Genomic DNA, 14,982 nt, shown 5'->3' on the forward strand with positions numbered 1-14,982 from the left:
TATTGGTCAACACTAAATCTATGCATACGGGCTTCCCATGACAGAAAATGAATTACATCGACGCCGCTTAATTTCAGCAAAGCAGTCTGAAGAATCTATTGCCAAGATAGAAGGGCAAGGTTCGTATAAGCTGGCATTTGCCGACCATGAATTTTTACTGCAGGACGATTTGCGCGCGGTACGCTTGCAACTGGAGTATTTAAAGCCTCAGTTAACCCTCGAAAAGCATCAGATAGACGCAACCATTGTTGTGTTTGGTAGTGCACGATTTTTATCCCCCGAACAGGCGCAGCATGATGCCCGAATGGCCGAGCAGGCATTAGCAGAAGACCCGGATAACGACAGCTTAAAGGGTAACTTAAAGCGTGCTCAGCGGGCATTAAAAAATAGCGCTTATTATCAGCAGGCATTGGATTTTTCGCGTATTGCGACTGAACATAACCTGAGGCACGATGAAGAAAACCTGATGATTGTTAGTGGCGGTGGTCCCGGCATAATGGAAGCTGCAAACCGTGGTGCGATGGAAGCCGGAGGCGAAAGTATTGGGCTGAATATCGTACTGCCTCATGAGCAACGCCCGAACCCATATATAACGCCTGAATATTGCTTTCAATTTCATTATTTTGCTATTCGCAAAATGCACTTTCTGCAACGAGCCCGTGCGTTAGTTGCTTTTCCCGGAGGGTTTGGAACACTCGATGAGTTATTCGAAACCTTAACTTTGGTACAAACCAAAAAGTCTGAGCCAGTACCTATCGTTTTGGTTGGTTCTGAGTTTTGGAGTCGGGCAATCGATTTCGATTTACTGGTAGAAGAAGGCACTATTGCAGAATACGACTTAGATTTGTTCCAGATTGTAGATAGTGCGGAAGACGCGTGGCAGGCAATTTGTCATTGTTATGACTTAAAAAACGGGAGCAAAGGTTAACTTGCTCCCGTTGCGCTTGGTTCTATTAAACCATCGGTTTCGTGCTCTTACCGCTTTCGCCGGTTCGGCGCCACAAGCTAGTGATGCGTGCAGAGCGGACGATAAGCCAGGTCATGGCGAATAAACCAAGGCCTAAACCAAGTGCTAACCAGCGGTTATAAACGGTTGCTGAATAGATACCGCCATTGCCAACGGGCACAACTTCTTGTGGCATTAACGGAAGGCCATGTCGTGTGGCCATATCTTTAATGCCACTAAAGTGAATACCCGGAATATCTTCTTGCAGGAAATAGCCCATCATGGTGTCGACAGCAAAAGCTCGTGAAGGAGCGTCCCTCTGAAGACCTGACTTGAACATATCATCAATACCGGGAGGGCCTACTATAGTTGCGCCACCACCAACATTTATGAAGGCTTTGTATTGACGGTCAGCTGAATATTCACGAAATATGGCAATACGGTCAGCGACGGCTTCCTGGTAGCTTGCAGGATCAATAAAATTGATACCGGCTCTTTCTATTGTATTTCGTATTGAGGTAATGCCTTCTTCGGGAATACCAATTCCCCGATCTTCAATACCTCCAATAGAAGCGTAAACGGGTTTTGAACTGAGTACGCCGGCTTCGCGGAGTTCTCGCTCCATATCAAGCCATAGAAAGTTGGGTACGTTTCCGCCCCACTGCGAGGATGATGCGGAAGCGATAATAATCGCTTCTGCTCCCATCGCTTCGATAGCTGAATAGACGGCCAGGTTCATTGCCGGAAAGGAGCCTGATACCGTAACTGCAACTAAATCTCCTTCCTGCACACCAGCATCTGCCATTAATTTGACCGCGACCGCTGCCCAGTTAGGGTTAACAGTGGTTTGCTTGGATTCGCGACTACCATGGTTAGTGGTAACAATACTGTTTTCCAAACCAACCATGCCAGAGCGTTGGGGGTCGAACTCCGGGTTAATTGGAGCCAGTTTTGCGCGTAACGGTTTAAGAACCTGCATACCTTCACGCATTATTTTTGACGCATTGACCATGGTGGCATAATTGTCATCAACAACGGGATCACGCTGTTTAACATTTTCTGCCGCAACCATAACGATTACTGACAGTACGATAAGAAAAATAAGTCCCCAGGTTGGTACGCCCGACGAACGCCAATAAATCTTTGTAAAACTACTCATGATTCGTCCTCCTGTTACCAGCCTGGCATCTGAAATGCTTGGCTTGCTTCGTACATTTGTAATGATTCGGGCATAATGATGATAAGTGCCAAGCGGACCAGTACCGCAGTTACTGCGAGTCCGCATAAGGTCTGCAGTACGCCTTGCCGATCAAACCAAATAGCGATAAGCCCGGGAATAATGTAGCCGACGATGCTACTTTCCATAATCGACATCATAAAGCTAGATTCAAGAGTGGCAACTTGAGCCTGTGCATCACCACCGCCTGCTATCATTTGCAAATCTACCCAGTTAACAATGTTACCAAGGAATAAATCCATCAAGCCGGCAATGAGATAACCGGTAAGAATCATGATAATGGTTTGGCGACGGCCATAAATAATAGCGAAGCTAGCGATAACTCTGACAATTAGGTAGGTAATAAGCGCCGCAACAAGCGTGATAGCCAAGCTTAGAGGATCAGTCAGTTGCAATGCAACATAACCGGGAACAACCAAGCCACCGGCGGCTAAACCTAATGTTTGTGTGAGTAACAAAGTAAAAAATAAACCGACACCAATGGCAACGGCAAGAATGTTTAATGCAATCATAAATCTTCCTCCTTGATTGCCCGGTTCTGGAAGAAACGAGCGACTTCTTCGCCACCTCCGTGAATGTTGCACATACCGACAACTAATGCGCTGCTGCCGGATTCTTCTAAAATAGTTTCGGTAATTTCGGTCATCTCAGCATTTTCCATAACAAGTAGCTTTTCGGGGTCAAGGCCGTATTTCACGGCATTACGGACGAAAATGAAGGTTCCTGAGCCCATCAGCAGATATTTATCTGCCGGACTCCATTTGACGATGTCTTCGGCCATTTGCTGAGAGCGGTGAGGGCGGTCAGCCCTGCAGTTGATCAAAACAATTTTACGTCGCTCTTCGCCATGTTTTTCCAGCATATTTTCCCAAATGCGTCCTGTAGACTCAGGGTCATTGGCTGCAAAGGCGTTGACGAATACAATTTCGCGCTTGAAGTAGTTAACGTGAAGAACCTGCATGGCACCCGCTTCCGGCTCTAATGCAACCATGCCATCCAGAGCTTTCTCCCGGTCAACACCAAGGTGCTGGCAGACATTCAGAGCTAAAGCAACATTTTCGGCGTGCTCTGCGTAACGGAAACGCTTCATGGTGTCATCGGTAATAGCGTTAACTTCGTCCTCGGTTACGCCATGCAGTTCACTTTTACGGTCGTTACATGAATGTTTAAACACATCCAGTAAGTCGCGTTCGGCGGTGAATAAGTCGCCTTTTAGTGGGGTGCTACCTGCCAGAGCTAAGGCGACATCGTTCTCACCGGGGCCCATAACATCTAAATGGTCGGCACGGGCATTGGTAATAACACCAACAGTTGAGCGAACCATTCGCAATTCACTCAAAGACTGATACTGAGGCTGCAGTGCCATACATTCCATAACCACAATTTCAGGCTTTAATGCTGCCATTCTTTTGAGTGTGCGCATTTGTTCAATAATATTTGCACCGCTTATTCGGTAAATAGGAAATTCGCGACCATCCGGGTCGGTAATAGCTGCTGCAGAACCAGTTGTTTTAGCACAAATGCGTTTACCACCACTGCGTAATCCTGCCGCAATTAACCGGGTAACGCTGGTTTTTCCCCGAGTACCATTTACATGGACTCGCACTGGAATTTTACGGACAAGTGCCCAATGGCGAACGGCCTCAAAAGCGCCGGCTATCACCAGAACAACCCACAGTGCAGCCACGATAGCGAGCATGCTGGGTATTTCCACGAGAATCCTCCTGAATTAATTCGTTTAAAACGGCACTATAATTACAGACTATCCCTTAATAGTGCTATTGTTTTTAGGGATCTTTACAAAAGGGTAATCCAGAATGCTTAAAACACGAACAACAGAAATAAAGTGGGGCGTTATTTTTATTATAGTCAGTATGTTGTGGGTATTAATAGCAAGGCTAGTTGGTCTTCATGACAATTACATTGCTTACCATTCAACTTACTCGAACTTCTTTGCACTTATTGCTATCGCCATTTATGTATTAGCACTTAGAGAAAAGCGAGAAAAAGATCTTAACGGATCAATGACCTGGAAACAGGGGTTTATCAGTGGTCTGATTATAGCCATTGTGGTGGCGGTTTTAACGCCAATTAGCCAGTGGATAACACACGTTATTATTTCACCGAATTATTTTGAAAACGTCAGTAACTTTGCTGTTAATGAAGGTGGAATGGACGCTGAGCAAGCAGAAGTTTATTTTACTTTAGGTAGCTATATTATTCAGTCAATGCTTTTTGCCCTTGTTGTCGGCACCATCACGGCAGCAATAGTCGCGATATTTATGAAAACACCGCAACTTGACGATAATTAATTCGCTTTTAAGATTGGCCGGAGTACGTCAGCCCGGCCATCAATTTCGGTGAGCAGCTCTAAATTGAGTAATTCCGCCAGCATTGGGTATATATGGATGTTCTCAAAACGCTCAATTTGCTGGCCACGATGAAAACCGCTTCCGGCTGCAACAAAAAAGCCGTCCATATCGCGGGTGCCGTAATACCCGTGGGTGCCGCCGTCTGACCATTGCTCTCGCGGGCGTGTAGCGAGAGTGACAGGGGCATCTGTCGCTAGAACGATGGAAGGAACCCGCGGGCTATTCACGAAGTGTCGTTGCGCTAACGCTTCTTCCGATTCTGTATAAAAGGGGGCATCAGCCACTTGGTTCAGGCGTTGTCGGAGTAAGTCCACTTGCTTGTCCGAAGTCTCTTCATTTGCGTAAATAAGCAGTCGAGTTTGTGCATTTACAACGTTAAAAAGCTCTTCATCAATATTCAGCTCATTAACATCAATCATCTTGTTGGCCTTTATCGGCGCCATGCCGTGGTCAGAAACCAGAACCAGATTAACCGGCGCATCCACTTCCGTTTGCATTCGCTGCCATAACTCGCCAATAAGCTTATCAACGTGCTGAACTGCACCTTTCACTTGTTTAGCGCCCGGGCCAAACCGATGACCCATGGTGTCAACGACAGAAAAATAGCCAGTAACCAGTCTTGGACGCGCTTTCTCCGGTAACTTTAACCATTCAATAATTTGGTCTACTCGTTGGCTATTAGGAACCGGTGTACTGTAATGATAGAAGTAACTGGGCGTCCGGCCATTAATGCGGGCATCAGACTCAGGCCAGAAAAAGGTCGCCGCTTTTACGCCCTGAAATTCGGCAAGGTTCCATAGGGGTAAAGCGGTAATCCAGCTACTGTCCTCTAAGCCGTCGCCCATGCTGTACTTTTGCTGGCGTTCGGTATCGTAAAAATTATTATCCACCAGGCCGTGATTAGTGGGATAACGGCCGGTGATAATAGATAGATGATTTGGGAACGTCTTTGACGGATAAACGGGAATAAGGCCTTTACTGCGCACACCGCTTTTAGCTAATTCTGCAATGTTCTTGGCATCATGTTTTTCAATATAATCGTGGCGAAAGCCATCAATTGAGATAAGCACTACAGTTTGCTCATTACTTTTTCCGAAAGTAAATGACGAAAAAAGAACAAGGCAGACAGCTAAAAGCGTTCTCATAGTAATTTCCGGTATCCGGTTTTAGACCTTTTTAACAAATTCAGATTTCAGTTTCATTGCACCAATACCATCAATTTTACAGTCGATGTCATGGTCACCATCAATTAAGCGGATATTTTTAACTTTGGTGCCGACTTTAACCACTGATGATGAACCTTTAATTTTAAGATCTTTAATGACAGTGACAGTATCGCCGTCTTCCAGTGGAGCACCGTTGGCATCGCGAAAAGTGGGTGCATCGTCAGTTGTTTCTGGCTCGTTTTCAGACCATTCGTGTCCGCATTCAGGACAAACTAATAAGGTACCATCGTGGTAGGTGAAGCTTGATTTACACTCAGGGCAGGCTGGGAAGTCGCTCATGTCAGATCCTTTTGAGGAGATGAAAGCGTGCGATTATAGCCTGTCAGAGCTGTCGGCGCACTAGACAAAAATTAATACCACTAGTGTTGTGACAATGGCCAGCAAAATATTCAGTACCAGGCCTTCTTTCGCCATGGCTTTTATAGTGACTCTATTAGAGGCAAAAACAATAGAGTTTGGCGGTGTGGCCACCGGCATGCAAAAGGCACAACTGCAGGCAATCACCGCAGGTATCATGAGTAACTCGATAGGTAATTCAAGTGCCGTTGCCGTGGCTGCCAGAGTGGGCATAAGTAAGGTAGCGGTTGCGGTATTGGAGGTGACTTCTGTAACGAAGGACACGGTCAGGCTCAAAACAAAAATCAGTAACCACAACGGCAGGGCGTCTAACGCAGTGAGAGACTGACCAATAAGTTCGCCAAGCCCGCTTTCCATAACGCCGCGGGCTAAGCAAATCCCACCGGCAAACAGTAGCAGAATGCCCCAGGGAATATCTTTCGCCAACGGCCAGTTTAACAGTTTTTCGTTTTTCACATTTCCGGTAGGAATAACAAACATAGCGACAACTCCGGCCAGAGCAACGGTCGCATCATTGAGGCTGCCAATACCCAGCAGGCCGGTCCAGCCACCAAGAGGTTCGGTGCGTGTTATCCATAGAAACACCACCACGCCAAATACCATCAGCACGCGCTTTTCGTAAGTTGTCATTTCACTGGGGGCTGGCAACTCAAGTGGTTTTGACAGTTTGACGTTACGCGTTAACCAAAGTGCAATAACGGGTAAGCCTAGTAGAACCATGGGTAAACCAATACCCAGCCAGCGGGTAAAGCTGAATTCAGCGCCGGTAATATTCTGGTAAATAGACGCAAAAATCAGATTTGGTGGTGTTCCCACTAAAGTCGCGACGCCGCCAAGTGAGCCGGCGTAGGCCAGGCCTAACAGCAAAGCCCGCTGGAAGTTCTCGTCGTCACTGGCATCGGCCAATGCTAATGCAACTGGTAAAAGTGCCAGCACACCGGCGGTGTTCGATATCCACATGGACAGAAAAGCGGTTGCAGCCATGAAGGAAATAACCACTTTGCGGCCGTTGTCAGCACCAATGCGGGCAATCAAAGACAGAGCCATGCGTTTATGAACACCGCTGGCTTCAACGGCTTTGGCCAGCATGAATGCCCCCATAAACAACAGAATGATGTTGTCACCTAAAGCGCCTGCGGCGGTTTGTGTGTCGATAACCCCAAACGTTGGAAGCAATACAAAAGGCAGTAACGAGGTGACAGGTAAAGGAATGCACTCGGTTACCCACCACCAGGCTACCCAGACCACAGTGCTTAGGGTTAGCGCCGCAGGTAACGGCATATTTGCCAGCTGTGTTGTGAGTAATACAATAAGGGCGGTTATTGGGCCCAGTGCTAAATGTTTCATTAAGCGGTTGTCACATCCATTTCATGTTTTACCCTGTAAGATAATAGAGAAGTGACTGAATCACCAACGAAAGAAAAAAGGGCAGTCTATGAATCAACAACTCGTGCGTTCTACCTCGCTGGCAGGCGCTATTGTTTTAGGACTGGGTTCCATTTTAGGTACCGGTGCGTTTGTTAGTGTGGGTATTGGTGCGGATATTGCCGGTGGTGCCGTTTTATGGGCCATTCTCATTGCGGCAGTAACGGCCTTATGCAATGGTCTGTCTTCGGCTCAGTTAGCTTCCGCACACTCAGTAAGCGGCGGTACCTATGAATATGGTTACCGGTTTCTGACCCCGGCTTATGGCGTAACGGCGGGCAGCTTGTTCATAGTAGCAAAAAGTGCGTCAGCGGCAACTGCCGCCCTGGCGGTAGGCTGGTACGTAACGAATGTCATGGCAATACCGGAATATCTCGCACAGTGGATAGCCACCGCAGTCTTGGTGTTATTTACGTTATTAGTACTGGGTGGTGTTAAGCGCACAAATTGGGTTAATGCAGCCATTGTTACGGTGAGCATAGTTACTCTGCTGGTTTTTATTGTTAACGGACATCAACAAACTTCCGTTGTTGTTGAGCGGGCTTCGGTAGAATGGTGGCAAGTTTTGCAGGCGGCAGCTCTGCTTTTTGTTGCCTACACAGGCTACGGACGCATTGCCACCATGGGGGAAGAAGTACAAAACCCGCGTCGGGTCATTCCTCTGGCTGTTGTTTTAACTCTGGCGGTTGTAACGCTTCTTTATTTAGGTGTTGGTAGTGCTCTATTGCATTTTCCCAGCATATCGGACTTTCAGGCGGAGCACTTCTCTTTGGCGAGCTTGCTGCCGAGCGGACCAATACAATGGTTGGTGGCCCTTGGTGCGGTGGTTGCTATGGGCGGAGTGATCCTGAACTTAATTTTAGGCGTTTCGCGGGTGGTTCTGGCAATGGGCCGCAGAGCTGATTTGCCCATGCGCTTTGCTAATTTAAACGACCAACAAACCTCGGCGCCACCTGCAACCTGGTTAACTTGTATTGTCATGCTGGTGTTGGTCGCAATTGGCGATATAAAGACCGCATGGTCGTTCAGTGCCTTTACGGTTTTAGTGTATTATGGCATCACGAATTTAGCGGCACTGAAGGTCACAAAAAGTGATCGTTTTGTGCCTAAGTGGGTATCCATACTAGGTTTAGTCAGCTGTCTTGGGTTGGCCGTTTTTGTTCCCTGGCAGGTGTTGTTGTCAGGGCTTATTTTTATTGTCGTAGTTCTGCTGATACATCAGCTGAGACGCTAAGAGGTAACCATGCGAGATATTGTTATTCTGCACGAAAATGAAGAGTGGCTGGTGCCGCTAAGAGCAGAGTTTGAAAAGCGCGGCGTAGAAGCCAAAGAATGGTTTCTGGATACGGGAGTTATACCTTTTTCCGAGCTTCCGGAAGATGCGGTTTACTATAACCGTATGAGCGCCTCTTCGCACACCAGGGGCCATCGGTTTGCACCGGAACTGACTCGCATGGCGTTAACCTGGCTGGAAAACAGTAACCGAACTGTGGTTAATGGTACCCGGGTGCTGGCGCTGGAAGTGTGTAAGCTGTCGCAATATGCGGCGTTACAAAAAGCCGGGCTTAATGTGCCTAAAACACAGGCTGTGGTGGGGAAAGAACTGCTGACAGATGCCGCTGAGAAATTTGCCGAGTGGCCACTGATTTTAAAGCCTAACCGCGGTGGTAAAGGTTTAGGTGTTATTAAGTTTGATGATGTTGCTGGCTTAAAGAGATACATAAACAGCGACGATTATGAAGAGCCTTTAGATGGCATCTGGCTGTTACAAGAATACATTCAGCCAAAGCAGCCGCATATTACGCGCAGCGAATTTGTCGGGCAGAAATTTGTTTACGCGGTTAACGTTAATACTGAGCAAGGCTTCGAGTTATGCCCTGCCGATGTGTGCAGTGTGGATGATGCGTTTTGTCCAACCAGCGAAGCGCCTGCTGATGGCAATCAACCCAATAAATTCACTATTACGCAGCGCTTTAATGATCATGAAATTATTTTTGCGCTGGAAGCCTTTTTAAAAGCCAATGATATTGATGTGGCTGGCATTGAGTTTATCGAAGACGCAAAAGGCGAGCTGTACGTTTACGATGTGAACACCAACACTAACTATAATCAAAGTGCAGAACGCGAAGCGGGTGTTAAGAAAACAGGCATGGGCGCGTTAGCGGATTACCTGATTAGCTTAGCCCAATAAGGTGGCCCAGAAAAAAATGGCCCCATAAAAATGGGGCCACGATAAATCCAGGGAGGGATTGGTTTTTAGAAGGTGTATTCCACACCTAAAGAGGCTGTTTGAGGTTTGTTCGGACGCGCACCATGTGGTGAACGAGCAACAATCTTCTGCTGATCGAACAGGTTCTCAACTTTGAAATAAACCGCCATGTTGTTATCCACTTCATAACGGCTGACAAAATCGGTCACAAACAATGATTCGGTTTTGTTAAAACGGCTGTTGTCGCGGTTGCAGCCAACAGAGACGCACATTTCGTCAATGTATTTACCGACCACATAGTTTACCCAGCCTTTGTTGTTATCTAGCGCAACACGAACGCTGAAGGTATTCTGCGGAATGTCATTCAGTTCATCGCCGTCCATCAAACCTGTCACCGCATTGTCCTGACTGATTTCACCTTTAGTGTAGGTGTAAGCAAAATCAACTGGCATAAGGAACTGACCAAGTTCAAAGGTATTGCTTGCCTGTAACTCCAGACCCGTTACGGTCGATTCACCCAGAACATAAGAGCCCGATTCAGCACCGTTGTCACACGGATTAGCAATTGAACACTGTTGTGTGGTGTCGCTAAAGTCGCTGTAGAAACCAATGGCTTCCGCAAAGAATGAACCTTGGTTAAAACGAACACCGGCTTCGTAGTTATTGCTGGTTTCTGGTTCCTGGAAGCCTTTCGCACCGCCGCCTAAAGGAGAAAACCCTTTATGTGCGCCAGCCAGAACCTGCCAGTTTTCGTTCACGTCATAAGTGAAGGATAAGCCCGGCAACCACTCGTCGCTATCGTTTGAACGCGTGCTGTCCAGTTGCTCGCGGGCTGAATCAGCAAACTGATTACGATAAGACTCTACGTCTTCATAACGCAGCGCAAAGTGTACATTAAGGTCTTCTGTTGCCTGCCACTGATCTGTCAGCCAGAAGCTGATTGCGTCAGCGCCTTCTAAACGGTTATTGCCGCCGGTAGGCATAACTTCGCCCTGGTAGACGAGGCTGCCGTTAACCTGATCATAAATTTCAACCGGCTGAAAACGATCCATCTCGTCGCTGTGGTCACGAACACCTACTTCAAGGTTATGAGTTCCTAAAGCAAACTGAGCATTGGCTTCAATGCCTTTAGATTCATAAGCTCGGTTGTTGTTTTTGTAGTTCAAACCGGCTTCATCCTGAGTGCCTTGCAAAATAGCTAATGCATCGGCGTCACCGTTATTAGCCGCACTGACGTATGCATTACCGCCATCCAGTTTGAACCAGTTGCGAGCATAGTCGTTGTAGTAGCCTAAAATATTAAAAGTAAGATTATCAGTCGCTTCAAACGCGTAGTTTAAGCTGTAGCCTTTGTGGGAGTTATCCATCTGATCAATTTCAGAAAGCCCATAACGGCGATTTTCATTTTCAGCAAAATCGGTATCAGTCAGGCCAAGATAGGTTTCATTTGAGATTTCTTCGGAGTACTGAACTTTAGCTAATAGACTCTGGCGATCGCCAGTCCACTGCAGTTTTGCAACATAGTCCTCAATATCAAAACCGGCATCGCGACTGCTACGGTCAATTTCTTTAAAGCCGTCGCTGCTGCGTTGCACGGTTTCTAATAAAAAGCCCCATTGACCCTCAGTGCCGCCCACATGAGCGTGAATGTCACGGCTACTGTTTTCGCCAAACTGAGTCAGAACCTGCCCACCAAAGTCTTCTGGAATAGGTGTTGTAACCAGGTTTAAAACGCCGCCGGTTGTTTGCGGGCCGTAACGTAATAAAGGTGCACCTTTTAATACTTCAACTGACGACATACGGAAGGTCGTCGGGAAGTAGTAGGCGGCCGGGTTTGAATAAGGTGCCGGGGCCATCATGACGCCGTCTTCCAGCAGAGTGACCTTGCTGACACGCCCTGCGGTTGCAGCACGAATACCGATATTAGGACGGAGGCCTTCGCCATCTTCTTCACGGACATAAACACCCGGGATGGTTTTCATTAACTGGTTGATGTCGCTAGGAACCTCAATGCGCATCTGTTCTTCGTCAATAACAGCGCTGGAGCCGGCAACATTGCGGGCGTCTGTTTTACTGCCAATAATTTTGATTTGCTCGATATCAGTATCGCCGGCGGCATTGTTGGCCATAGCGGGAGCTGCAAGAGCGGTCAGTATGGTGCTGGCTAAGATCGTTTTCTTCATAACGGACTCGTTTCACCTTTATTGAAAAGTTATTTTAGATTAATTAAATTCGGGAGGGATGATAATTAAAATAAGAATGATTCGCAATAATAGATTGCGGTGTTTTTTGATCTAGCTCTTTATTGTGGCGCTCCTTCGGCAGATTTGAAAAAGACTTGGAAGAATTAATGCAATTACCAGTGCGATCTATAGAATTCTAACTTAACGGTTAAAAACATAAGGATGGCAAGTATGCCTGCGATACATATGAAAGGAAGTGTCTCTATTCTCGTTGTAATGCTGCTGTCAGGTTGCGCTCTGTTAACTCCGGAAGAGCAAGTGCCGACATATTACCAATGTGGTGCAAGCGAACTCAGCGTACTGCAAAAAGAGCAAGGTGTGCTGTTAAGTTATGGATCGCAGCAGGAAGAGTTACCTCAGGCGGTGAGTGGCTCGGGAGCTCGTTACTCAAATGATAAAGAGCCATTAACTCAGTTCTGGAGTAAAGGTAACGAAGCCGATATTACCTGGCGGGGTCAGGAAATGCCGCTGTGTGTTGAGCAAGGCACTTTACCTAAACACTTTACGGCGAAAGGCAATGAACCTTTCTGGCAAGTGGCTGTAAATCCACAGCATATGGCGCTGACGACCCCTGAAAGCGAAGCGATTATTGACTTAGTCGCAGCGGAGGTTGTTTCTGAGCAACCCTATGAGTGGCGTATCGAGTCGACGACCGACAAACATCTTATTGTCATTGACAGACTTTGTCGTGATTCAATGAGTGGACGTTTGTACCCCTATCAGGTCGATTTACAGGAATCCGACCGCATGTATTCTGGCTGCGGTGGCGACAGTGAATGGCTACTTCAGGGGGCCAGTTGGGAGTTGTCAGAATTTGAAGGGCATGCCATTCATTCTAAACCCGCAACCATTCAGTTTTTAAAAGACGGTCAGCTTGCCGGTTTTAATGGTTGTAATCGTTATTTCGGGAATTACAACATGGGTGGCGAACTTGCCCAGATTCGACTTACCGGAAGCACAAAAATGGCGTGCAGCGGCGAGGCGAACGAACTCTCGCAAGAGTTCAGCAGTGTCCTGGAACGAGTTTATCAAGTGAATATTGATGATAAAGGGCGCCTGATATTGAGCACTCGCGGAGGTCGTCAGATGACATTTAAGCAACAGAGCGAATAAAGGCATAAGGGCGCCACCATGCAATTGAAAAAGTACACAGATTACGGTCTGAGAGTTCTTATGTATCTGGCTGCAAAAGAAGATACGAAGCGCGCCACTATTGATGAGTTGAGTGGCATATTCAATGTGCCACGCAATCACTTAAACAAGGTCGTTCATCAATTAGGCAAAGAAGGCTTAATTGAAACGCGGCGCGGCAAAAATGGTGGCTTCCTGCTGGCTATTGAACCGGCTGATATACGGCTGGACAGAGTCATACGCCGACTGGAAGGTGATGAGCACTGGGTCGACTGCCATAAACCCGAGTGCGCTATTTTTCCCGTTTGCGAGCTGAAAAATGTGATTAACCAGGGCAAAGAGACCTTCTATGACTTTCTGTCCAACTATACGCTTGCTTCATTGGTGAGTAACGACGCACAAATTCGAGAGTTTTGGGGTACCCCTATTCCGGTAACTATCGACAAAGACTGACTTTTTGTCTCAATGTTAGCCACTGTCGTTGCAATTGGTTAGAGTTCGGAGTATCAAAGAAGAACAATAACTAAAATGAAGATGAGGGAAAACTATGCTGAAAAAGATAGCCATCGGATTGACTGTTGCCTTAGCCGGTCATTCTGCTCAAGCCGATGAATGGCTGCATTGCGGAAGCGTTTTTGATAGTGAAAGTGGTCGGCTGGCCGGCGAACGCTATATTGAAGTCACTGATAACAAAATTACGGCGGTAAAAGTGAACAGTCCGGGTGACGATGCTTCGGTTACTGACTTAAGTTCTCATACCTGTTTACCCGGCCTCATTGACTTGCACGTGCATCTTGACGGTCAGTCAGGGCCAAACTCATATATAAAGCAGTTTACCGAAAATCCGGCTGATCTTGCTTTAACTGCTCAGCATTACGGGATGAAGACTCTGAACGCGGGCTTTACTACAGTAAGAAATCCGGGCGACTCTCATAATGTGACTATTGCTCTACGTGATGCGGTGAATGCAGGTGTGGTTGACGGTCCCCGAATTTACTCTGCGGGCAAGTCACTGGCAACAACCGGCGGCCATGCTGACCCGACTAATAGTTGGAAAGAGGAATTGATGGGGCGGCCTACGCCTAAAGATGGCGTAATCAACAGTGCCGCAGGTGCCCGTGAAGCGGTACGACAGCATTATAAAGATGGTGCGGACTTCATCAAAATTACCGCGACCGGCGGTGTTTTAAGTATGGCCAGCAGCGGTGATAATCCGCAGTTTACCGAAGATGAGTTAAAAGCTCTGGTGGATATTGCCAACGATTATAACTTTCACGTTGCAGCCCATGCTCACGGCAAAGCCGGTATGTTACGTGCTGTAAAAGCGGGTATCACCTCGGTGGAACATGGCACTTACATGGATGACGAAGTGATTGCCGCTATGAAAGAACATGGTACTTATTTGGTTCCGACAATTCTGGCCGGTAAGTTTGTTGCGGAGAAAGCTGAAATTGACGGCTATTTTCCGGATGTGGTCAGACCCAAAGCCCGTGCCATAGGTCCTAAAATTCAGGACACTTTTGCTAAAGCGTACAAGGCTGGAGTGAATTTCGCTTTTGGCACCGACAGTGGTGTTTCGGCGCATGGCGATAACGCGCTTGAATTCCAGTACATGGTAGAGGCCGGCGTATCAGAAGCTGAGGCAATTCAGTCAGCGACTAAAACGGCAGCGAAAATACTGAAGAATGACAATATTGGGCATCTTGAAGAAGGTAAATTGGCCGATATTGTTGCTGTAAAAGGAAACCCGCTGGAGGACATCACGGTATTACAAAATGTGAGTTTCGTGATGAAAGACGGCAAGGTTTATAAGCACCAGTAATGCACCACCCGGAA

Annotated in this window: 14 protein-coding genes; 7 read left to right on the forward strand and 7 right to left on the reverse strand. The window is 47.1% G+C overall.

Features of this window, described 5'->3' with window-relative positions; genetic code table 11:
- The first annotated feature begins 37 nt into the window (after nucleotides 1-37).
- Nucleotides 38-928, forward strand: a complete 891-nt coding sequence (locus ACN0TF_RS08470) for a TIGR00730 family Rossman fold protein (protein WP_034822727.1) — start codon at nucleotides 38-40, stop codon at nucleotides 926-928.
- Between the two features lie 25 nt (nucleotides 929-953).
- Here the strand turns inward: ACN0TF_RS08470 and pgsW are convergent, their stop codons facing one another.
- The 3 genes from pgsW to pgsB are packed head-to-tail and all read right to left on the reverse strand — an operon-like array spanning nucleotide 954 to nucleotide 3,897.
- Entirely contained in the window at nucleotides 954-2,105 is a 1,152-nt protein-coding gene (pgsW, locus tag ACN0TF_RS08475) for a poly-gamma-glutamate system protein (RefSeq protein ID WP_417441575.1), read from the reverse strand.
- Nucleotides 2,106-2,119: 14 nt separating this feature from the next.
- On the reverse strand, nucleotides 2,120-2,695 hold the full coding sequence (gene pgsC, locus ACN0TF_RS08480; protein ID WP_011235627.1) for a poly-gamma-glutamate biosynthesis protein PgsC: 576 nt from the start codon (nucleotides 2,693-2,695) through the stop codon (nucleotides 2,120-2,122).
- Entirely contained in the window at nucleotides 2,692-3,897 is a 1,206-nt protein-coding gene (gene pgsB / locus ACN0TF_RS08485; RefSeq protein WP_011235626.1) for a poly-gamma-glutamate synthase PgsB, read from the reverse strand. Before pgsB ends, pgsC begins: the two co-directional genes overlap by 4 nt.
- Nucleotides 3,898-4,000: 103 nt before the next feature.
- Between pgsB and ACN0TF_RS08490 the strand changes: the two genes are divergently transcribed.
- Entirely contained in the window at nucleotides 4,001-4,495 is a 495-nt protein-coding gene (locus tag ACN0TF_RS08490) for a DUF4199 domain-containing protein (RefSeq protein ID WP_011235625.1), read from the forward strand.
- Here the strand turns inward: ACN0TF_RS08490 and ACN0TF_RS08495 are convergent.
- From ACN0TF_RS08495 to ACN0TF_RS08505, 3 genes are read right to left on the reverse strand one after another with little or no spacing between them, the layout of a single operon-like run.
- On the reverse strand, nucleotides 4,492-5,700 hold the full coding sequence (locus tag ACN0TF_RS08495; RefSeq protein WP_417441576.1) for an ectonucleotide pyrophosphatase/phosphodiesterase: 1,209 nt from the start codon (nucleotides 5,698-5,700) through the stop codon (nucleotides 4,492-4,494). The two genes, ACN0TF_RS08490 and ACN0TF_RS08495, sit on opposite strands and share 4 nt — an antisense overlap.
- Before the next feature lie 21 nt (nucleotides 5,701-5,721).
- A complete protein-coding gene (locus ACN0TF_RS08500; RefSeq protein WP_034822721.1) occupies nucleotides 5,722-6,060 on the reverse strand; it encodes a zinc ribbon domain-containing protein YjdM in 339 nt (112 codons plus the stop codon).
- A 60-nt stretch (nucleotides 6,061-6,120) separates the two neighbouring features.
- The gene (locus ACN0TF_RS08505; protein WP_417441577.1) at nucleotides 6,121-7,485 is read right to left on the reverse strand and encodes an SLC13 family permease; all 1,365 of its coding nucleotides are present in this window, start codon (nucleotides 7,483-7,485) and stop codon (nucleotides 6,121-6,123) included.
- 88 nt (nucleotides 7,486-7,573) lie between these two features.
- Here ACN0TF_RS08505 and ACN0TF_RS08510 point away from each other — a divergent pair, with 88 nt between their 5' ends.
- Both ACN0TF_RS08510 and ACN0TF_RS08515 read left to right on the forward strand, forming a co-directional pair.
- Nucleotides 7,574-8,797, forward strand: coding sequence for an APC family permease (locus ACN0TF_RS08510; protein ID WP_417441578.1), 1,224 nt, complete (start codon nucleotides 7,574-7,576; stop codon nucleotides 8,795-8,797).
- A 9-nt stretch (nucleotides 8,798-8,806) separates the two neighbouring features.
- Nucleotides 8,807-9,754 carry an ATP-grasp domain-containing protein gene (locus tag ACN0TF_RS08515; protein ID WP_414018728.1) on the forward strand — a complete coding sequence of 316 codons (948 nt, stop codon included), beginning with the start codon at nucleotides 8,807-8,809 and terminating at the stop codon, nucleotides 9,752-9,754.
- 65 nt (nucleotides 9,755-9,819) lie between these two features.
- Here ACN0TF_RS08515 and ACN0TF_RS08520 read toward each other — a convergent pair whose 3' ends face one another.
- The gene (locus ACN0TF_RS08520) at nucleotides 9,820-11,955 is read right to left on the reverse strand and encodes a TonB-dependent receptor family protein (RefSeq protein ID WP_417441579.1); all 2,136 of its coding nucleotides are present in this window, start codon (nucleotides 11,953-11,955) and stop codon (nucleotides 9,820-9,822) included.
- 231 nt (nucleotides 11,956-12,186) lie between these two features.
- On the opposite strand from ACN0TF_RS08520, the gene ACN0TF_RS08525 reads away from it, so the two are divergent.
- The 3 genes from ACN0TF_RS08525 (at nucleotide 12,187) to ACN0TF_RS08535 (ending at nucleotide 14,968) form a co-directional block, all read left to right on the forward strand.
- Nucleotides 12,187-13,128: an META domain-containing protein gene (locus tag ACN0TF_RS08525; protein WP_414018726.1), complete on the forward strand. Its 942-nt coding sequence runs from the start codon at nucleotides 12,187-12,189 to the stop codon at nucleotides 13,126-13,128.
- Nucleotides 13,129-13,146: 18 nt separating this feature from the next.
- The gene (locus tag ACN0TF_RS08530) at nucleotides 13,147-13,599 is read left to right on the forward strand and encodes an RrF2 family transcriptional regulator (protein WP_417441580.1); all 453 of its coding nucleotides are present in this window, start codon (nucleotides 13,147-13,149) and stop codon (nucleotides 13,597-13,599) included.
- Between the two features lie 94 nt (nucleotides 13,600-13,693).
- The gene (locus tag ACN0TF_RS08535; protein ID WP_417441581.1) at nucleotides 13,694-14,968 is read left to right on the forward strand and encodes an amidohydrolase family protein; all 1,275 of its coding nucleotides are present in this window, start codon (nucleotides 13,694-13,696) and stop codon (nucleotides 14,966-14,968) included.
- Nucleotides 14,969-14,982 lie beyond the last annotated feature (14 nt).

Source organism: Idiomarina sp., from assembly GCF_048265525.1.
Lineage (GTDB): Bacteria > Pseudomonadota > Gammaproteobacteria > Enterobacterales > Alteromonadaceae > Idiomarina.